Here is a 20,682-nt window from a genome sequence, read left to right as displayed (position 1 = left end):
CAGGTCACGTTGCTTCAACCGCCATATTCGATGATTTCAAGCCCGGCGTTATAGTCGGTCGCGTAGATCAGCCCATTGGCATCAACAAAGACATCGGCCGACTGGATGACTTTCGGCCGGCTCGGCCGCCGGTCCGTCATCGTTGCCGGCCCTGCTGGAACGAGCGCGCCGGTTTCGACGGGATGATAGGGATCGGAAATATCGAAGGCGCGGATGCCGGCATTCTGCCAGGTGGCGAAGATCAGCGTTTCCGACACGAAGGAACCTGGCCGGTTTTCATGCAGGTTATGCGGGCCGAAATGGCCGCCCTTCTTCGCGTAATCGATCTCGTTCGGGATCGGGAATGTCGAGATGCTGACCGGATTTTCCGGAACGCGGATGTCGAAAATCCAGGTGTGCTTGCGTCCGTCTTCCTCGTTGTCCAGCACGGCTTCGTCGGCGACCACCAGCAGGTCGCGGCCCGGCAAGGGCAGCGGCGAGTGGGTGCCGCCGCCATAGGGCGGTGACCAGTTACGATGGGCGATGAGCTTGGGAGCCGAATGATCGCTGACGTCAAGCAGGGTCAGGCCGCCATCACGCCAGCAGGCATAGGCGGTGTCGCCATGCACCAGTGCGTGATGCAGGGCATATCGTTTTCCCTCGCTCCATGCCGGTTTTTCACCCTCGGCCGTGTTCATGCCCGGCAGCCACCAGCGGCCCAGCAATTGCGGCCTCGTTGGATCGGCAAGATCGATGGTGACGAAGATATAATCGGAAAAGCCGTCCAGCAGCGCCGAAGCGTAGGCGTAACGCCCGCCCACATACCACAGGCGGTGGAAACCGATGCCATCGACATCCAGCTGGCCGATTTTTCTGGGCTTGTCGGGTGTCGAGATGTCGAACACCGTCATGCCCGCGGTCCACACCCGCTCCCGTTTTTCCGCAGCGACCGTCTCGCCGACCGATTTGGTATAATAGGCCTTTTCGTCGGTGAAGGACTGGACATCGGCGAAAAGATCGAGCGCGTTGATGACCAGCAGCAGGTCGTCATGGGTCTGCAGGTGAATGTTCCAGGTGTTGGCCGGGGCCTGCACGTAGTTGACGGTTTTCGGATTCTTTGCATCGCGCGCGTCGATGATCGAAAAGCCCTGCGACCATGGATGTGCCACATAAGCGTAACCGCGATGGACCATCAGTTGCAGGCCATCGCCACGGCCGCCGATATCGCTATGGCCGATGAGTTTCATGTTGCGGGTGAAATCGGGTTTCGGAAGGTCTGGGGCGGCCATGGTCTGCTCTTGCGTTGCGATGGGAAAAGCGCCGCCTGCGGGCGGCGGCGCATCTTGGTAAAGGCGATCAATGCTTGACGGCGGGGATCCAGGCGGCGGTAGCGGCGTCGCTTTTCAGAAATGCCGGGAATTTCTTCTGGAGGTCCTCGATGGTGCCAATGTCGTTTTTCACCAGATCGTCACGGGTGATGAGGGTCGGCTGCAACAGCACCGACCGGCCGGGGAATTGGCCTGCGATCGAAAGCGAGACGGCACGCACCGATACTTCACCGACGACGGCGGCGTTGGTTGCGGCGGTGGCGGCCCAGGCGCTGTCCGGCTCGGTGATGAGCTGGATGTCCGCCGTCGAAATATCTACGCCGTAGATCTTCACCTGCTGTGAAAGGCCGAGTTCGTCGATGGCGAGCTTTGCGCCCTTGGCGAATTCATCCCAAGGGGTGAAGATGACGGAAATATCCGGATTGGCGCGCAGGACGGCCTTCGTCTGATCGGCGACGGAGGCCGGCACCGTATCATTTACGACGCCCCAGACGGCCTTTTCCTTCAGATTGTGTTTGGCGATGAAGTCTTTCCACACGGCGTAACGCCGGTCGAGCGGCGCAAAGCCGGCGACATAGACCGCCCCGCCGACAAAGCCGTCGCCCTTGTCCTTCACGGCCTGATCCAGCACTAGCTTCGCCATGTCCTTGTCGCTCTGCTCGATCTGCGGGATTTGCGGGTTTTCGAGGTCCACGTCATAGGCAACGACCTTGATACCCTTGTCGAGCGCCTTTTGCGCCACGTCCTTCAGCACTTCCGGGCGGCCATTGTTGATGATGATGCCGTCGACGCCGAGATTGATCGCCTGCTCGACGAGGTTTCTCTGCGTGTCATTGTCATTGCGGGCCTGGGAGACGGTAAGCTTGACGCCGAGCGTATCGGCCTGCCGCTTGACGCCCGCCTCAAAGGCCTGCAGCCAGTCGCCGCTGCCGAGGAAGCTGACGACGGCAATGTTGACCGTCTTCTTGTCGAAGGGTGCCGGGGCGCCTTCGATGCCGGCGGAAAAGGCGCTGGTGGAGAGGAAGCTAAGCGAGATGACGGCCGCGGCCAGTGTCTTGACGGTTTTGAACATGGTTTCCACTTCTCTGGACGGATATTGAAAGGTCAGATTTTTGTGCGGGCAACGCCGTAGGTCAGCGCCAGTGCGCCAACCAGAACAGCGCCCTTGATGAAGTCCTGCGTGTAATAAGGTGCGTTCAGCATGGTGAGGCCATTGAGCAGCACGCCGACGAAAACGGCGCCGACAAGCGTGCCAAGAACGTTCGGGCGGCGCAGCGCCAGAACCGCAAAGCCGATCAGCGCGGCGGCGACCGAATCCATCAGCAGCGAGGCGCCGGAGGAAACGTCGCCCCGGCCGACGCGGGCGGCGACGATGATGCCGCCAAGGGCCGCGAGCGTGCCCGAAAGCACGTAAGCGAAGGTCTTGATCCTGTCGACATTGGCGCCTGCAAGCCGCGCGGCCGTTTCATTGCCGCCGGTGGCGTAGATCAGGCGACCCAACCTCGTCTTTTCGGTTAGAATGAACAGAACGAAGGCGACGATGGCCATCAGCACCACGGGCAGGGGGATGAAGCCGAACAGGCTGGAGCGCCCGATCGTCAGGAAGGCGGGATCGTATTTGCCGCTGGCCGTCGAACCGTCAGGCAGGATGAGGCCGACGGAGATGGAGCGACCGGCCGTCGGGATGAGCTGGAGGCCGGTCAGCAGGAACATGGTGGCGAGTGTGGCCAGCAGGTCCGGCACCTTGAGCCTGACGATCAGGAAAGCATTGGCAAGGCCGACAAGCGCGCCGAAGGCCAGCACCAGCGGCACCGTCTGCCAGGCACTCAGCCCCAGCACGATCATCGCATAACTTGCGGCCATGACGCTGGATGCCGCCACCGCCCCGACCGAGAGGTCGAAGCCGTTGATGGCAAGCGTGACGCTGACGCCGGCACCGATGATGGCGACGACGGAGACCGCCTGCAGGATGCTCATGAGATTGTTGATGTTGATGAAGGCGGGCTGCGCGAGCGAAAAACCGACGACCATCGCTGCGAGCAACAGGAAAACCGCGCCCCGTCTTATCGCGTTTCGCAGCGTTTCCAGTGTCGCCGCTTCTTTTGACTGTTCTGAAATCTCTCGGGTGCCGTCGACCATCAGGCGGGTTCCTTGTGAAGATGCGGCGTTCCGGCATCGTTGGTTTGTTCGAAAAGGGTGTGCCCATCCATCACGAGGACCCGGTCAGCCACCTCATAGGCTTCTTCCGGATCGGATGTGGCGATGAGCGTGGCGCGCCCGGAATGGCGGCGAATGGCGGCAATGATATCCTGCCGTGCGCCGACATCGACGCCCTGGAACGGTTCGTCCAGCAAAAGCAGGCGGCTGGGCTCGGCTTCCCAGCGGCCGATGACGACCTTCTGCTGGTTGCCGCCCGAAAGCGACCAGACAGAGGCATCGGCCGATTGCGCCTTGATCGACAGGCGCTGGATCGCTTTCCGGCCTTCCTCTTTTTCCCGGTTGGATAACAGGAACCCGGAGGGATACCATTTTCCGAGATGCGGCAGGCTGATCGTTGCGGCAATGCTTTCGCCCGGCCAGTCGGCATGGATGAAAGAGGATCTGTGCCGGTCTTCGGCGGCCATCACCACGCCGGCGGCGATCGCTTCGGCGGGGCTGCCCGGCGCATAGGTCTTGCCATCCAGAAATGCCTGTCCGCCCAAAAAAGAGCCAAGGCCGAACAGCGTGGACAGAAGACGGCTTTTACCGGCTCCGAGAACGCCGGTGATGGCGACCACCTCTCCCTCCCGCACGGAGAGGGAAAAGGGCGCGCTTTCCGGCAGCAGACGCGTGCTCTCCAGTCGCAGCACCGTCTTTTCGAAATCACGCCGCCGGTCCGGGCGCGCCGCATTCAACGAGCGGCCGATCATGGTTTCAATGGCGGCGCTGAAATCGACGGGCCGGACGAAAGAACCGACATTGCGCCCGCCGCGCAGGATTTCGACCCGGTCCGCGAGCGCTTCGAGATCGGCGGTTCGGTGCGAAATATAGAGCACACCGATCCCGCGCGCCTTCAGGGAGCGTACGAGATCGTAAAGACGGGCCGATTCCCGGGCGGAAAGGCTGGCCGTCGGTTCGTCCAGAATGATCAGCCGGGCCTTGTTGGCGAGTGCGCGGGCAATGGCGACCTGCTGCCGGTCAGCGGCGCTCAGCGTCTCGAAATCCCGGTCGAGCGGCAGATCGAAACCGGTTTCGGCGAGAATGGCCGCAGCCTGCCGGCGGACCGATTTTTTCGACAGGAAGAAGGGATGACGGCCATCAACGAAATGGTTGAGCAGAAGCGCGTCCGCGACCGTCAGACCCGGAATGCCAACGACATCCGTTGACTGATGGACCGTGACGATGCCCTGCGATGCCGCATCCGCCGGGCTTTGCGGCGAAAATGGCTTGCCTTGCCATGTCATCGTTCCGGCATCCGGCCGATAAAGCCCGGAGAGAATTTTGACGAGCGTGGATTTTCCAGCACCGTTTGCACCCATCAGTGCGACGACTTCACCCGCCTCGATCGCGAGATGCGCATCGGTGAGGGCCTTGGTGGAGCCGAACGCGTGGGAGATGTTCTGAACGTCGAGAAGGGGCATGTGCGGAAATCCATCCTGTAACAATCCAGTTTGGTAATACTTTTGCAGCGGCAAACAAGAATGGCCCTTCTATTGTGCCGTCAAAGCAGGGAATAAATTTCCATCGTCCTTTGTGCGGGTTCCAAGCGATTGAAATTCATCATTTTTACGCGATCCTGGTCAATCGGTCAGACCAGCGCGGCGAAGAATCTCCGCCCTCCCGGCTTGAGCAAAACCTGTCATTTCCTGTGCCCGCGAGACAAAAGAAAACTCGTTTCCCCGCGCAAAATAGCAATATTAAACCCATAAAAACGATAGATTATATGCACATAATTTGAGGACTATCCAGCCGCCACTCAATTGGAGAAAAATCCCGATGTCTTTGAAACCCGGTCACATCGCTCTTGCGCTTTTGCCTTCGCTTCTGGCCGCCGGGGCCGTAAGCGCACAAGGGCTGAAAGGCGCGCCCGATCCCTTCGACAAGGGTGGCGTCAAGATCGCGCTGATCAGCTATATTTCCGCCGGCGATTTCTTCCAGGCCTATCAGTCTGGCGCCGAGGCGCAGGCAAAGGCGCTGGGCGCAGACCTCAGGATATTCCCCGGCAGGCAGGATGCAGCGCAACAGCGTGAGCAGATCCTGCAGGCGATCAATCTTGGTGTCGAGGCCATCATCATCGATCACGGCCAGCCGGAATCACTGACGGATGTGGTTCAGCAGGCATTGGACAAGGGCATCAAGGTCGTCGCTTTCGATGTGAACCTCAACAATCCGAAGATCCCGCAGGTCGAGCAGTCGGATCATCGTCTGGCCGAGCTGGCGCTTGATCAGGCCTTGAAGGATAACGGCACGAATTTTAAGGCCGGTTATGCCTATGTGGCGGGTTTTGCGCCGCTCGACCGCCGTAACGAGGTGTGGGACAAGGTGAAGGCAGCCAATAAGGGCATTGTCGAGAAGGCCCGTTTCGGAACGGTGAGTGATACGACCGCAGCGGCCACGGCGGATCAGGCCAAGGCCGTTCTGCGCGCCAACCCGGAAATCTCGGTGATTTTTGCACCCTATGATGAATTTGCCCGTGGTGTGAAATTGGCCGTGGCCGATCTGGGCATTGGCGACAAAATCAAGATTTATTCCGCCGATGTTTCCACGGCCGATATTCAGGAAATCGTCGAGCCGGGCAGCCCCTGGGTCGCCACTGCGGCGACCAATCCGGCTGTGGTGGGTGCCGTGTCGGTGCGCGCCGCCGCACTTGAAATCGCCGGCGAGAACGTGCCGAAAACCATCGTTGTCGATCCGGTTCTGGTTACCCAGGAGCAGTTACGGGCGGCAGGCGTGAAAACCATCGAAGAGCTTGCGAAGAAAATTCCCGCCTTCTCKACCAGCACAGCTGCCACCGCGAGCTGGATACCGGCCGCAGCCTTTTGAACCGCCTGGAAAAACGGATGTCGAAAGCGCCCCGGCCCGCCGTGCCGGGGCGTTTTCATGTCGGCAATGGCCTCCGGGCCTGCCTTGCGCGCAATTGCTTATCTTCCGAATTGTCGGCACGCCGTTGCTCTGGAAAGAGGGGATGGTCCACTCCTTTCCAGCCGCGCCTGTTAAAGAAGGGAAGGACCGTCAGGCCTTCCCCTTCCAGGGAACGAGAACCCGCTCCAGCAGCCGGACTGAAAAACCGAAGCCGAAAGCGCAGACGGAGATGATGGCGATGCCGACAAACACCACGTCGGTTGCCAGGAACTGTGCGGCGGACATGATGAGGAAGCCGATGCCGCGCGTGGAGGCAATCAACTCGGCGGCGACCAGCGTTCCCCAGCCGATACCGAATGCAATGCGCACGCCGGTGAGGATTTCCGGCAGGGCGCTTGGCAGCACGATTTGCGTGAAAAGCTGCAGGCGCGATGCACCAAGCGAGCGTGCCGCATTGGCGCGCTCGACCGAAACGGAACGCACGCCGGCTTGCGCCGAGAGGCAGATCGGGGCGAACATGGCCAGAAACAGCAGGGCCACCTTGGATGTTTCTCCGATGCCGAGCCAGATGATCATCAACGGCAGATAGGAAAGCGGCGGCAGCGGCCAGTAGAACTCGATGGGCGTATCGAGAATGCCCTTGGCCCAGCGGTTCAGGCCCATCAGAAGGCCGATTGGAATGGCGGTGACGACGGCAAGCGCGGCGGCAAGACCAATGCGAAACAGGCTGGCGCCGATATGTTGGCCAATCGATGCGCCGGCATAACCGTCGGTGTAGATCACGGTGAACTGGTGCAGCACTTCGCCGGGGCGTGGCAGGAAGAGGCTCGGCGCGAGTTTGAGCGCCGTTGCCGCCCACCAGGCGAAAATCAGCACGGCGGCGGTGGCGATGCTGATCGCGACTGTCGGCCTGCCGTCCAGCCCGAAACCGGCCATCCTCACCGTCCTGGGCTTTATGGGGGCGGTTTCCATCGCCTTGCCTTCAAGTTCCAGCGTCGTCATGCGTGAAGCTCCGTCTTGCTGTGGTCGCGATGCAGAATTTCGCGGATCTCTTCGCGCAGGGTGTTGAATTCCCGCGAAAGATGGATGGAACGCACATCGCCGGTTTCGACAAAGCGGCGCACGAAATCGAGATCATAACGCGCGACGACCCGGCCGGGCCGCGGCGACATGACGATGACCTGCGTGCCGAGGAAGAGCGCTTCCTCGATGGAATGGGTGATGAAAAAGATGCGTTTGCCGGTTCGGTGCCAGACGGAAATCAGCAGTTCCTGCATCTGCTCGCGCGTCAGGCTGTCCAGAGCGCCGAACGGCTCGTCCATCAGCAGAATATCGGGCTCGGTGGCCAGCGCCCGCGCGATACCGACACGCTGGCGCATGCCGCCTGAAAGTTCATGAGGGAAGTTCTCGGCGAAATCCCTGAGGCCCACCAGCGCAAGCAGTTCCTCGGCTTTTTCTCGCCTTTGTTTCTTGCCGATACCTGCGAATTTCAATCCGAGCGCCACGTTGTCGGCGATGTTGGACCACGGCAGCAACGTATCTTTCTGGAAGACGACGCCGCGGTCCGCGCCCGGCGCTGTGATTTCGCGGCCGTTCAAGGTGATGGACCCCTCGGATATGGGCAGGAATCCGGCAATTGCGTTCAAAAGCGTGGATTTGCCGCAGCCCGAAGCGCCGAGCGCCACCACGAAAGCGCCTTCGGGAATATCGAGGTTTACACGGTCGAGCGCGTGGATTTCCTTGCCGTCGTGCCCGTCGAAATAAACGGTGGCGTTCTGGATTTGCAGCATTTTATCGTTTCCAAAGTGGCAAACCCGCCGGTTCCCTGGGAACAGGCGGGCGCGTGTTTTCTCTTGCCGTGCTTACTGGGTGAGCTTCAGCGCGTCCGCCGTCGTGAAGGCCGCGTAGCTCGGCAGAACCTCGGAAATCTTGCCCTGGTCCTTGAGGAACTGCGATGTCGCCTTGAGGATTTTGGCAACGCCGGAATTTTCTCCACCGCCGAGCCATGCGTCGGAAGCCTGGACATCCGGCGTCAGCAGGTTGAGATTGTTAAGTGCGGCCGCCTGTTGTTCCGCAGTGCCGCCAAGGAGCTTGGCAAGTGTTTTGGCATTTTCACTTTGAGGCCCCCATGCAGCCTTGTCGGCGGCGAAGGAGGCGTAATATTTATTGATGACACCGGCGAATTTGATCAGGAATTCGTTGTTGTCATCGGCGAATTTGCCGGTCGCAACCCAGGCGCTGAAGGTTGGGGCGCCCTTTTCGGCCACTTCCTTCGAGGTGATGAGAACCTTGCCGTTTTTCTTCAGCTCGGTCAGCGCCGGATCCCAGACGAAACCGCCGTCGATGTCACCACGATTATAGGCGGCGACGATTTCCGGCTGCGGAATGGCCAGAACCTGTACGTCCTTTTCCGAAAGGCCGCGCGACTTTATCAGTTGCAGAAGCTGATAGTGGTCGGTGGAAACAGGCGCGGCGGCCAGCTTTTTGCCCTTGAGATCATCGAGGCTTTCAATGCCCGAGCCGTTGCGAACGACGAGAGCCTCATCGATGCCGGAGATCGAGGACAGGTAAAAGGCCCTCACGTCGAGGCCGCGCGAGGTGGAGGAAGCGAAGGGACTGGAGCCAACATAGCCGATCTGCACATCGCCGGAGGCGATGGCCGCGAAGATTTCCGCGCCCGAATTGAACTTACGGAAGTCAATATCGTAGCCGGTTTCCCTGGCGAATTCGCCGTTGGCAATCGCCACGGAGGAAGGCAGCGCGTCAGTCTGATAAGCGACGACCACCTTTTTTTCTGCCGCTTCGGCCATAAATGCCGGAGCCGTCATGCCAATGGTCGCTGCGATCACAGCGGAAAAGAGTGTTCTGGGCGTCATGTCTCTGAGCTTTCCGGCGGTAGCGCCATTTCTTCGGAATTCATGTGAATGAAGAAAAGCATAAGTGACGCGTCGGGAATTGGCAGGAAAACCAATCTATAGAATTCCGCCGAACGGTAAATTCTTGGCGGAAAAACCATAAAAACTATAGAAAACTATCCGATCAAGATCGTCGCCTTGACGGCAAAGGCCGTGAAGACACCCATCGGGCTTTGGCAAAGGCCGGAACTGTTGTGTGCCCCTCCGCCTGCGACCTGCGTGCCACGAAGGCCACCTTTGAGGCGGACCCAAAATGCATCAGGCGCAAGAACGGCGGAGGGGGATCGCGGTTATGTCAGGGCTTTGCCGCCATCGCTTCCTTGCCGAGGGAGAGAGCCTCCTTTACCGCGAGCTCTGCCATGGCCAGTGCGGCATCGCGGGTTCTCGCCGCTGCGACAAACCGGCCGTTATGGCAGAAGCTTGCGCCTTCGACGCCACACGCCGCTTCCAGATCCTTGTCCGTCAGACCGGCCCAGGCCACCGGTAGGTCCGCACGCAGATCAAAGCCTTCATCCGCGCGACGGATACCGGTCAGGCACCAGTCGTTGTTGCGTGGATGAACGACAAAGAGCAGATGGTCGGCGCCGGACTTCACGATGGCGGGCCGAAACGGCATGCCCATCGGCAGTTCCAGAATATGCCCTTCACCGGCATCGACGATAGCCTGCTTCACCAGCGCTTCGGCCCGCAATTTCGCGGCGCTGTTGGCGATTTTTGCCTCAACGAAGCTGCGGGCAACGGCCAGCGCCGCATGGAAACTGCGATTGTCCGCCTCGGGATCGGTCTCGTCGAAAACAGGCTTCAGCGTTTCCAGCAAGACAGGCAGGGTCAGCCCGGCAAGCGGCCCGGCGATGGACGGGCTGAGCGCGCCATTATCGACCAGATCGACCGGCAGCACAAAGCTGGTATCGAAAGAGGCATGGACGGTTTCGATATGGTCTTCCGGTACACCGAAGGCGGCAAGATAGTCACGGCCGAAATGCTTCCAGATCAGGCCGAACGAGCTATATGGCTGGCCGTCGTCCCGCAACGGTGCGCCGCGCTGGTGGTGGTCAAAGATGCCTTTTGCCGCATCATAGACGCCGCCGACATCGTAGATGATGCGGTCTTCGCTGGGTGTGATCCATTCGGGCGCCCTGCTGCGGACGAGACGTGCCTGCGGAAAAAGCCGGGTCAGTACGACGCTGGACAGAAGTTCGTCGGCATGGAAGCCACCGGAATGGGTGACGAGGAAGTCCGGGATCATGTCGGGATACGCCTTGTTGCTTGCGGAGGGTCCGGCTGGAAAACTGGGCACCTGATACCTGTTGCCGGACGCCATCTCAACCCGCCATTCGCCACGGAGACCAAAAGCAATGACATGCTGTACCGTGTCTCCGCGGCAGCTATCTCAATCCGCTGAGGTACGTTTCTCCCCCATCAGATTTCGCCGATTGCCTCACGATTCATTTCAACGCATTATTTTCCGGCAGTACCCGCTGCATTGGTTTTCATTTGATTGAACCTATGGAGGAACAAATGGAAGGTGCACCTGTACGTTTTCGCGCTCTCGAGGATTGTGAGGCCTCGGGCATTCCCATACCTGCCGGCCCCTATGTCGGGACGGAGAAAATTCATGAACAGGACGATCAGCCGTTCGTAAAAATATTTCGATACAGTCTTGATCTGTCGGGCGAGGGGCAACGGCTTGACGTTACGCCCCTGGTGGAACTTGGCAAAATCACCGTCGTTCGGCAAAGCTCTCTCTGACGCCATCATTTTTGTCGTTTGAGAGCGCCGCATACTTCGATATGCCGCCAATCAGAAACTCTCCTCGCGGAGGGTTTCTTTTTTATCCACGCTCACCCGGCTTGCGCGCAAAAAAGGAGAGGGGGCGGGAAGTCAGCGAAGACGTTGCGGCGTGGCATCCGCCGGTATCAGCGGGATGTAGCTTTCTCCTGCCAGCTGCTCGCGGTGTTCGCCCTTCGCCCTGGTGATCAGTTCCGGATCGGTCAGCGCACGCACGGCTGAGGCGGCAAGAACCTTGCCGGCTTGCAGCATGCCCTTGTGGGCGTAACCCGAAGTCCCCTGCGAGACCATCTGCCAGGTATGCGGCGGCGTGCCGTAAGCCTCGGTCGCAACATATACCTGACCTGTCGGAACGAGCCAGCTTACGTCACCGACATCGGTTGAGCCGTGCAGGAAGGTCGGCACTTCTTCAAAGGCGTTCAGATCCTCCGAAAGGACCTTGCCACGTTTTGCAATACGGGCCTGAACTTCACTGGTGAAGGTCTTCTGGATATTTCCAGCGAAATCCTTTTCGCTGTTAGAAAAACCGGCAACGCCGATTTTTTCGAACTCCTGATGCATCATGCGCGCCAGAGTGACGTTGGGCACAAGGTCAGCCGAGGCCGCGTCGAAAGTAATATCCAGCTCGGTGCCTGTCATCATGGCGGCACCGCGCGCGACATCCTTCACCCGTTCGGTGATGTCGCGGACCTGATCCATCCGCGGTGCGCGTATCTTGTAAAGCACCTGCGCCTGCGCCTGAACCACATTCGGTGCCCGTCCGCCGGTGTCGGTGATGGCATAGTGAATGCGGCCATCCTGAATGATGTGTTCGCGCAGATAGTTGCAGCCGACATTGGTCAGCTCGACGGCATCCAGCGCCGAGCGTCCCAGGTGAGGTTCAAAACCTGCATGAGCACTCGTTCCCCGGAAGGAAAAATAGAGCTGGTTGGTTGCCAGCATGCGGGCGTTATAGGCGAGGTTTTCATCCCAGGGATGCCAGGTGAATGCCACATCGACGTCGGAAAACAATCCTTCACGTGCCATATACGCTTTGCCGCCACCGCCTTCTTCGGCTGGGCAGCCGTAATAACGGATCGTGCCCGCCAGCCCCAGTTCGTCCTTGCAGGCCTTGAGGGCAAGGATGGCGGCGAGCGCACCGGTGCCCAAGAGGTTGTGACCGCAGCCATGTCCATTGCCGCCTGCGACGACGGGATCGTGATGGGTGACGCCGCTCTTCTGGCTGAGGCCCGTCAGCGCATCAAATTCACCCAGTATCGCGACGACCGGCTGGCCTTCGCCGTAACTGGCTACAAAAGCGGTCTCTATATTGCCGGCATTGCGTGTGACGTCAAAGCCTGCCTTTTCCAGCTCATCCGCCAGAAGCGCCGCCGAACGTGTCTCTTCATAACGGATTTCCGCAAAAGACCAGATTGCATCGGACACCGACTTCAGATTGTCGGATTGGGTGGCGACGGTCCGTTCGATAATGTCGAGATAGGTCATTTTCTTCCTTCAGGCGGTCTGTTCGACAGGTTTGTTGCCATGAACGGCGGGAAAGGTGGTGGCGATAACGCAGACGAGAACGGCACAGGCAACGATCACCGAAAACGCAATCCCGTAATTTTGATTGGTGGCCGACAGAACGGCTCCGATCAGCATGGGGGATGCAAACGAGCCGAGCTGTGCGAGCGAATTGATCAGACCCGTTGCCGTACCCACTGTGTTCTGCGGGAAGTGTTTCATGATGCTGACGAATACGCTGATCGAGATCGCATTCAGGAAAACGTTGGAAACCGACAGGTAGGCGAAGGCGAGCGGAATGGATTCCTCATTGGCCATGAGATAGATGAATATCGCCGATACGGCCGCGCCGATGCAGATCAGATACTTTTCCTTCTGGTGGAAGAAGCGGTCGAGCAGCCAGCCGCAGGTGAGGAACGAGATGAAGCCCAGCGCCGGCGGGATCATCGAATAGGCGCCCATTTGCACCATGCTCATGCCCTTGACCTTCACCCAGTAGGACGGCAGCCATGACTGCAGACCCCAGAACACGATATTGGTAAAGAAATAGACCAGCGTGATCTTCCAGGTCAGCGAGTTTTTCAATAGCGCGCCGATACGCTTCTTTTCCGAAACCTTCTCCACCCTCTCCTTGACGACAGGCGTGTCGTTCGCCGGCTTCATGACGAAGAATAGCACAGCCGAGAGGAGAAGGCCGACGCCGCCGAGGACAAAGAACATCATCTGCCAGCTATGTGCGGCGATCAAAGCCGTAATGACGATCGAGCCGACTGCAAAACCAACCGACGCCCCTGACTGGAGTACCGACTTGGCGCGCGCCATCTGCGACTTCTCGAAGTGTTCGGTGATTGCCACGGAGCCGCCCGCAGGAAAGACGGCCTCGCCGGCGCCGGTCATGGCGCGTGCCGCAGCAAGGCCTATGGCGTTGTGCACAGCACCGGATACGGCCGTTCCCAGCGACCAGACGGCAACGGCGGAACTGAGCACGCGCCGCGCCCCGAAACGATCCACCAGATAACCGCCAATCAGCTGCGTCATCGAATAGGCCAGGAAAAAGGCGCTGATGATCATGCCCTGGTGATCCGGGGAAAGGCCGAACTCCTCACTGATGGGAATGATCGCGATATTGATGGCGGTCTTGTCGATGAAGCCCACGACCCAGCACAGGAACAGCATTCCTATGATGACATGGCGACGCTGTATTTTTGAAAACATATCAGAAGTTCCCTTTTATTGACTTTCTGCCTTTGTCGCATTGCCAGGGAAAAAATCGATGTTTATTCCTCCACAATATTTCAGAGTAATATGTGCATATCACCATGAGGTCGCCCGTGGAAATTACGCTGTCTTCCCATCCGGAACTGAGCAGGATGCAGCACGAAGGCGTGCTTCGCTTCGAAGATGTCGATGTGGAAACCGAGCAGACAGTGGCCCTGCTGTCCCACGCAGTTGAGCGAAGTGACGACAGGCTCCGCCTGGTGGTGGACCACTCCTATTTCACGGCGAAACGCACGATTTTCGAGGTTTCCGCCCAGTGCGGCGAACAGGTCACCACCCGCGTCGTTGCGGCCGTTCAGGAGGCGGTCATTGCCGTACAGACCAAGACCGTGGAAATGCTGGCATCTGTCAATGCCGCGGTGATCAACTCCCTGGACGATCAGGAAATCGTCCATAGTGTCCTTGCCGAGGTAATGAACGTGCTGCCGCACGCGGATGCCGGGGTCTTTCGGTTGTTCGATGAAGAAAGCGGTTATCTTATCCCGGTCTCACATCAAGGGCTGCCGGATGACTATACGCATTACCGCCTGCAGCCGAATGAATCCGTCTCCGGCGAGGTCTTCGTAACCGGCGTCCCTGCCATTCATAATGGAAGGCAAAACATCATTGATGCCCACCGTGTGATGAGCCCCGAAAGCCAGTCTTTCATGGAACGATCGCGGATTGCCAACGCATTGCTTTGCGTACCCGTTGCCGCGGAAGGCAAGCGCCTTGGCACATTGACCACATTGTGCTTTTCACCGCGTGGCACCTTCTCGCCGTTTGATCGTACGGTTCTGGAGTCGTTGGCTGCTCAGGTTGCCGTCGCATATCAGCGCTCGCTCGCCTATAAGAACGCTATCGCGACATCAAGCCGGCTTGAAAAAATGCGGAGCGACCTGGCAAGCAAGAATGCCGAGCTCGACCGCGCCGTGGAGTTGCACGACAAGCTTTTACGTATTTTCTCCACCAGCGGAAGTCTGGTCGAACGGCTGGATCTGGTTGCGGGCCTGTTTGGCGTCGAGTTTCGATTTGAGAACGTGCTCGGCGTGGATTATCGCTCCCGCGGCTGGACAGATCACCGTGACAGCCTTGAGCAGATCGTTGAGGTCGCTGAAGCCCCCGTGGGGTTTTTTCATTTCCGACCCATTGAGGATGCGCTCTTTCAGCGCGCACTTTTCGGCACGCTTTCTGCGTTCGTGGCATTGGACTTTGTCCGCGACATGTCGAAGCTAGATGTCCTGAACGCAAGCAAGAGAGCATATTTCGACGATCTTTTGAAAGGCGTCGAAAGTCATGGCCGGCTCGAACATTTCGGGTTCCGGCTGGAGCGCTTTCATCAGATCATGGTCGCAAAAGTGTCGGGCCCGCTGTCGCCTGATGCTCGCCTCTCTCTCCATAGATCTCAGACAAATCTGCAGAACGCGATCAGGCTGTCGAATGCACTTGTTTTCCATCAGGACGATGAGATCATCATCGTCTTTTCCGCGTCCACTGCGGCTGCCCTTGCCAGAAATATCAACGCAATGATGGACAGGATGTTGCACCTCAATATCCAGGTGGGGGCAAGCGTGGTTTACGATCTGACCGGTTTCCACTCGACGGCGAAAACTCAGGCCCAACGAGCGGCAGAATGCCTCGTGCGGCGCGGACAGTCCGGGATTTTGTCACATCAGGATATGGGGATCGAAGCTCTGCTGAGTGGGCGCGACCGGCATGAAATCATCGACTTTGCCCACGAGGTTCTCGCTCCGCTTCTGCACGATCAGAAACATGAATTTCTCTATGAAACCCTGCGCAGCTATATACGGGAGGGAAAATCCGCCACGCGTGCAGCTTCCTGTCTGAAGATACATAACAATACGCTATATCAACGACTTGCCAGAATCGAAATGCTGACCGGCCGGAAAATTTCAAACGCGGAAGACTTCACGCTGTTAAGCGTCGCCTGCCAGCTTTACTCAACTTACTCTGGCTGAGGTGCCTACGCGCCTTTTCACAAGCCGGATAGCGGGTGTTGTCGGTTCCCTGCGCGCGAGGCCGCGCCCCGCCGCAAGCCGGCCTCCAGGGCAGGACATGAAGGTGAAGATCCCGGAAATCGTTTGGCGAACAGCCCCAGGTGATCAGTAAACCTCGGGAACATACATTTCCGGAGGAACGGGATGGCGGGTGTAGTCGCTGTTGCGTACACGGTTCGGCAGGACGATGTCCGGCTTCGGCACATCTTCGTAAGGAATCTGGCCGAGAAGATGCGCGATGCAGTTGAGGCGCGCCTTTCTTTTGTCGACGGCCTGAACCACCCACCAGGGCGCTTCTGGAATGTGGGTTCGTTCCAGCATTTCTTCCTTGGCCTTGGTGTATTCCTCCCAGCGGGCCCGGCTTTCCAGATCCATCGGGGACAATTTCCACTGCTTCAGCGGATCGCTGATACGCATGTTGAAGCGGAATTCCTGCTCCTCGTCGGTGATCGAGAACCAGTATTTGACGAGAATGATGCCCGAATGCACGAGCATGCGCTCGAATTCCGGCACGGAGCGAAAAAATTCATCAAGCTCGTCGTTCGAGCAAAAGCCCATGACGCGCTCGACGCCGGCGCGATTGTACCAGGAGCGGTCGAAAAGTACCATTTCCCCGGCGGTCGGCAGATGCGCGGTGTAACGCTGGAAATACCACTGGTTCCGCTCCCGCTCGGTCGGCGCCGGCAGCGCCACGACGCGGCAGACGCGCGGGTTGAGACGCTGGATGACACGCTTGATGGCGCCGCCCTTGCCGGCGGAATCTCGGCCCTCGAACAGTACGACCATCTTCAGCTTTTTATATTGCACCCAGTCCTGGAGGCGAACCAGTTCATGCTGGAGCCGGAAGAGTTCGCGGAAATACGTCCTGCGATCCAGCGTCTCATCGGCTGACCGAGGCATGGTTTCGGCCACGAGATCGTCCAGACGGTCTTCATCGAGCTGCATTTCCAGCTCTTCGTCGAAGCTGTCGATGATTTCGTCCTTGATGCGGCTCAACTGGTTGTCTTCGATCATCTTGTATTTCCGCCAGCAAATGGTTGCGATACTGTCATCAAGCACGATCTTACAACAAGCGCATGACAGAGTGGCGGCGATCGTCCGAGAGCTCTTCGCACTCTGGCGGACGACCTTCCGGCAGGGGATGGTCTATGATGCCGCTTCCGCCGAAAACGCGGATTTGATGAGCGTTTCGGTATATTCAGCCGTAGGCTTGTTGAATATGGCGTCCGTTTCTCCCTCTTCCACGATCTTCCCGTTTCTCATGACGATGACGTAGTCCGAGATGGCCTTGATGACGGAAAGGTCGTGGCTGATGAAGATGTAGGAAAGGCCATGCGTCTTCTGCAAATCGCGCAGCAGGTCGATAACCTGTCCTTGAACGGATCGGTCCAACGCGGATGTAGGCTCATCAAGAATGACGACGTCCGGCTTGAGGATGATCGCGCGGGCAATCGCGATACGCTGACGTTGCCCACCTGAAAACTCATGAGGGTAGCGGTTGCGGGCTGCGGGATCGAGACCGACTTCTTTCAGTGCTGCGATTGCTCGCTTGTCCCGCTCCGCCCGGCTCAGCTGTTGCTCATGCACAAACAGGCCTTCGGTGATGATCTCCCCGACTGTCTGTCTTGGCGACAGCGAGCCATAGGGGTCCTGAAACACAAGCTGCAGATGCCGCCGCAATGGCCGCATGGCCTTTCGGTCAAGGCCGGTGATCTCCGTCTTGCCGAAGAAAATACGGCCATCAGCCACGATGAGACGTAGAAGCGCGCGACCGAGCGTGGACTTGCCCGATCCGGATTCGCCGACGATGCCGATGGTCTGTCCCTGGCGAAGGCTGATATTGACGTCGTCCACAGCCCGGAACCAGCTGGATTTCGCCAGGAAGCCACCTGGAATTTTATAATCGATCGTCACGTTCCGGCCGGAGAGGACGACCGGCGCCTCTGTGCCAACGGCCGGTTTGTGTCCACGGGGTTCAGCATCGAGAAGCATCTTGGTGTAGTCCGCCTGCGGGCGATCGAAGATATCTTCCGTCGTACCGGACTCGACAATCTCGCCGCGGCGCATGACGGCGACGCGGTTGGCGAAATGGCGGACCACGCCGAGATCATGCGTGATCAGGACGATGGCCATGCCGAAGCGTTGCTGCAACGACTTCAGAAGGTCGAGGATCTGCGCCTGGATCGTCACATCCAGCGCAGTGGTCGGCTCATCGGCGATCAGAATGTCCGGCTCGTTCGCGAGAGCCATGGCGATCATCACACGCTGGCGCTGGCCACCGGAAAGCTCATGGGGGTAGCTGTCTATACGCCGCTCCGGGTCAGGAATTCCCACAAGCTTCAGGAGTTCGAGGACGCGTGCGCGCGCTTCCTTCTTATTGCCACCCCTATGGTGGAGGATCGGTTCGGCGATCTGCGCGCCGATCCGGTAGAGAGGATCGAGCGAGGTCATCGGCTCCTGGAAAATCATGGTGATTTTCGAGCCGCGAATATTGTTCAGCTCGCTGACCGGCAGGCCGATCAGCTCGCGCCCTCGATATTTTGCCGAGCCCTCGATCATGCCGTTGGATGCAAGCAGCCCCATGATGCCCATCATGGTCTGGCTTTTACCGGAACCGGATTCTCCGACGACGGCGAGCGTTTCGCCCTGTTTGACGTCAAGATCGATGCCTTTGACGGCGTTCACCGCGCCGTCCGGCGTCGTGAAATCGACCTTGAGATTGCGCACGGTGAGGATGGTTTCAGATGTCGTATTCATGTCAACGATCCTTGGGATCCAGTGCATCACGCAACCCATCGCCCACAAAATTGAGCGAAAACAGGGTCAACACGAAGAAGATCGCCGGAAATATCAATAGCCACGGTGCCGACTGGATATTGTTGGCACCTTCGGAAATCAGCGCCCCCCAGCTCGTCAGCGGCGCCTGAACGCCAAGGCCGAGGAAGGAGAGGAAGCTTTCCAGAAGAATGACTTTGGGCACGACGACCGTGACGAACACGACGACGGGGCCGATCGTATTGGGAATGATGTGGCGGCGGATGATCTGCCAGTCGCTCAAACCCAAAGCCTGTGCGGCCCCCACAAATTCGCGCCGTTTCAAGGCAAGTGTCTGGCCACGCACGATACGCGCCATGTCGAGCCATTCGACGGCGCCGATCACCAGGAAGATCAGGATGAAGCTGCGGCCGAAAAACACCACCAGAACGACCACCAGAAAGACGAAGGGCAGCGAATAGAGGATTTCGACGAAACGCATCATCACATTGTCGACACGCCCCCCGATATACCCCGCCGTTGCGCCGTAGAGAACGCCTATCCCGAGCGAGACGAGGCTGGCCAGAATGCCGACGGCGATAGAGATCTGCCCGCCCAGCATCACGCGGGCCAGCATGTCGCGACCGTTTGAATCCGTGCCGAAGAAGAAGTATTCGCGGTTGACGTCGCCTTCCAGCTTCAGCGTTCGGCCCTCGTCTTCGGTGGCCACGACCTTGGTGTTTTCAAATTCGTTGGCGCGGTCGAAATAGCGGGTTGCGCGCGGGTCGATCGCGCTGCTGGAGGTGATGGTTGCCGTGAAGGTCTGCCCTTCCACGGAAAACTCCTTCAGCTCCACGCGCGCCCGGCCGGCAACGCCCTCCATCACGCCCTGGAGGTTGTTCACATCCGGGCGGGGCTCAAGGCTTGGCGCCACCGAGACATAGGATGAAAACACCTGGTCATAGGTATGCGTGAGGAAATGCGGACCGATAAAGGAGAAAAGCGTAATCAGCACGAGCATGATGGAACCGGCCATGGCGGCCTTGTTCCGTCTGAAACGCAGGGCTGCCAGCTGGAACAGGCTTCGGCTTTTCACCAGTGGTTGAGGGGCAACATTGCCGGAAATATCAGTCATGTCTGACCCTCGGATCAAGCAGGCCGTAGAGAATATCGACCACGAGATTGAACACGATGACAAAAATGGCGACGAGAACGACGGTTCCCATCACCAGCGTATAGTCACGATTGATAGCGCCAAGAACGAAGTAACGGCCGACGCCCGGGATGGTGAAGATCGTCTCGATGACCGCCGAACCCGTCAGAAGGGCGGCGGCGCAGGGCGCGAGATAAGAAACGACGGGCAGCATCGCCGCGCGCATCGCATGGAACACGACCACGCTGCGGGCCGGAAGGCCGTAAGCCTTGGCGGTGCGGATATGGTCCATCCGCAAAGCCTCGATCATCGCGCCGCGCGTCAGACGCGCGATAACCGCAAGCTGCGGCAATGCAAGCGCGATCATCGGAAGAATGAGATATCTGAGCGATCCATCACCCCAGCTGCCTGCGGGCAGAAGCCCGAGTATGACGGCGAAGATCAGAGTGAGAACGGGCGCGACAACGAAGTTCGGCACGGTGACGCCGATTGTCGAAATGGACATGATCGAGAAATCGAAGGCGCTGTTCTGCCTGAGGGCGGCCAGGGTGCCGGCAAGAACGCCGCCCACCAGCGCCAGCAGAAGAGCATAGCTGCCGAGTTCCAGCGAATAGGGCAGGCCCTTGCCGATCAACTGCGCGACGGTATTGTCCTTGTAGATATAGCTCGGACCGAAATCGCCGGTGACGGCATTGCCGAGATAGATGAGATACTGACGCCACAATGGCTCATCCAGATGATAGGTTCTCATCAGGTTTTCCATCGTTTGCGGCGGCAGGGGGCGTTCGAGATTGAACGGGCCACCCGGTGCGAAACGCATCAGGAAAAACGAAATCGTGACGACGATAAACAGGGTCGGCACGGCGCTCGCCAAACGGCGCAGGATAAACGAGATCATGGTTTTTCGGGCTCCGGCATGGCACGGT

17 protein-coding genes are annotated in these 20,682 nt (G+C 58.9%); 3 read left to right on the top strand and 14 right to left on the bottom strand.

The genetic code is table 11. From position 1 onward, the window contains the following. Window positions 1-14: 14 nt before the first annotated feature. From QD336_RS20015 to QD336_RS20000, 4 genes are all read right to left on the bottom strand, one after another. Window positions 15-1,268: an LVIVD repeat-containing protein gene (locus QD336_RS20015; protein ID WP_499171902.1), complete on the bottom strand. Its 1,254-nt coding sequence runs from the start codon at window positions 1,266-1,268 to the stop codon at window positions 15-17. A 67-nt stretch (window positions 1,269-1,335) separates the two neighbouring features. After that, window positions 1,336-2,379 carry a substrate-binding domain-containing protein gene (locus QD336_RS20010; RefSeq protein ID WP_499171901.1) on the bottom strand — a complete coding sequence of 348 codons (1,044 nt, stop codon included), beginning with the start codon at window positions 2,377-2,379 and terminating at the stop codon, window positions 1,336-1,338. Between the two features lie 32 nt (window positions 2,380-2,411). Further along, on the bottom strand, window positions 2,412-3,446 hold the full coding sequence (locus QD336_RS20005) for an ABC transporter permease (RefSeq protein ID WP_499171900.1): 1,035 nt from the start codon (window positions 3,444-3,446) through the stop codon (window positions 2,412-2,414). Continuing rightward, window positions 3,446-4,927 (bottom strand): sugar ABC transporter ATP-binding protein, encoded by a 1,482-nt coding sequence (locus QD336_RS20000; RefSeq protein WP_499171899.1) that lies wholly within the window; start codon window positions 4,925-4,927, stop codon window positions 3,446-3,448. Before QD336_RS20000 ends, QD336_RS20005 begins: the two co-directional genes overlap by 1 nt. 355 nt (window positions 4,928-5,282) lie before the next feature. On the opposite strand from QD336_RS20000, the gene QD336_RS19995 reads away from it, so the two are divergent. Then, a complete protein-coding gene (locus tag QD336_RS19995; protein ID WP_499171897.1) occupies window positions 5,283-6,329 on the top strand; it encodes a substrate-binding domain-containing protein in 1,047 nt (348 codons plus the stop codon). A gap of 189 nt (window positions 6,330-6,518) precedes the next feature. On the opposite strand, the gene QD336_RS19990 is transcribed toward QD336_RS19995, so the two are convergent. From QD336_RS19990 to QD336_RS19975, 4 genes are all read right to left on the bottom strand, one after another. Beyond that, window positions 6,519-7,370 (bottom strand): ABC transporter permease subunit, encoded by an 852-nt coding sequence (locus QD336_RS19990; RefSeq protein WP_499171896.1) that lies wholly within the window; start codon window positions 7,368-7,370, stop codon window positions 6,519-6,521. Then, a complete protein-coding gene (locus tag QD336_RS19985; protein WP_499171895.1) occupies window positions 7,367-8,158 on the bottom strand; it encodes a taurine ABC transporter ATP-binding protein in 792 nt (263 codons plus the stop codon). Before QD336_RS19985 ends, QD336_RS19990 begins: the two co-directional genes overlap by 4 nt. 72 nt (window positions 8,159-8,230) lie before the next feature. Then, a complete protein-coding gene (gene tauA / locus QD336_RS19980) occupies window positions 8,231-9,244 on the bottom strand; it encodes a taurine ABC transporter substrate-binding protein (protein ID WP_442864931.1) in 1,014 nt (337 codons plus the stop codon). Window positions 9,245-9,578: 334 nt separating this feature from the next. Further along, complete coding sequence (locus QD336_RS19975; RefSeq protein ID WP_499171894.1) at window positions 9,579-10,529, bottom strand: MYG1 family protein; 951 nt, start codon at window positions 10,527-10,529, stop codon at window positions 9,579-9,581. A gap of 272 nt (window positions 10,530-10,801) precedes the next feature. Here QD336_RS19975 and QD336_RS19970 point away from each other — a divergent pair, with 272 nt between their 5' ends. Then, window positions 10,802-11,032: a hypothetical protein gene (locus tag QD336_RS19970; protein WP_269344675.1), complete on the top strand. Its 231-nt coding sequence runs from the start codon at window positions 10,802-10,804 to the stop codon at window positions 11,030-11,032. Between the two features lie 132 nt (window positions 11,033-11,164). On the opposite strand, the gene QD336_RS19965 is transcribed toward QD336_RS19970, so the two are convergent. Further along, complete coding sequence (locus QD336_RS19965) at window positions 11,165-12,556, bottom strand: amidohydrolase (RefSeq protein WP_499171893.1); 1,392 nt, start codon at window positions 12,554-12,556, stop codon at window positions 11,165-11,167. 9 nt (window positions 12,557-12,565) lie between these two features. Continuing rightward, window positions 12,566-13,789 carry an MFS transporter gene (locus tag QD336_RS19960; RefSeq protein ID WP_499171892.1) on the bottom strand — a complete coding sequence of 408 codons (1,224 nt, stop codon included), beginning with the start codon at window positions 13,787-13,789 and terminating at the stop codon, window positions 12,566-12,568. Between the two features lie 116 nt (window positions 13,790-13,905). On the opposite strand from QD336_RS19960, the gene QD336_RS19955 reads away from it, so the two are divergent. Next, a complete protein-coding gene (locus QD336_RS19955) occupies window positions 13,906-15,810 on the top strand; it encodes a helix-turn-helix domain-containing protein (protein WP_499171890.1) in 1,905 nt (634 codons plus the stop codon). A gap of 144 nt (window positions 15,811-15,954) precedes the next feature. Here QD336_RS19955 and ppk2 read toward each other — a convergent pair whose 3' ends face one another. The 4 genes from ppk2 to oppB all read right to left on the bottom strand — a co-directional run bounded on the left by ppk2 (window position 15,955) and on the right by oppB (window position 20,654). Further along, window positions 15,955-16,863: a polyphosphate kinase 2 gene (ppk2, locus tag QD336_RS19950; protein WP_499171889.1), complete on the bottom strand. Its 909-nt coding sequence runs from the start codon at window positions 16,861-16,863 to the stop codon at window positions 15,955-15,957. 132 nt (window positions 16,864-16,995) lie between these two features. Continuing rightward, entirely contained in the window at window positions 16,996-18,606 is a 1,611-nt protein-coding gene (locus tag QD336_RS19945) for an ABC transporter ATP-binding protein (RefSeq protein ID WP_499171888.1), read from the bottom strand. A 1-nt stretch (window position 18,607) separates the two neighbouring features. Further along, window positions 18,608-19,738: an ABC transporter permease gene (locus QD336_RS19940; protein ID WP_499171887.1), complete on the bottom strand. Its 1,131-nt coding sequence runs from the start codon at window positions 19,736-19,738 to the stop codon at window positions 18,608-18,610. Continuing rightward, on the bottom strand, window positions 19,731-20,654 hold the full coding sequence (gene oppB / locus QD336_RS19935) for an oligopeptide ABC transporter permease OppB (protein WP_269344682.1): 924 nt from the start codon (window positions 20,652-20,654) through the stop codon (window positions 19,731-19,733). The genes QD336_RS19940 and oppB overlap by 8 nt, the downstream gene beginning before the upstream one ends. Window positions 20,655-20,682 lie beyond the last annotated feature (28 nt).

It is taken from the genome of Rhizobium sp. BR 250, from assembly GCF_047445855.1.
GTDB classification, from domain to species: domain Bacteria; phylum Pseudomonadota; class Alphaproteobacteria; order Rhizobiales; family Rhizobiaceae; genus Agrobacterium; species Agrobacterium tumefaciens_I.
This window is presented reverse-complemented; position numbering and strand designations above follow the sequence as displayed.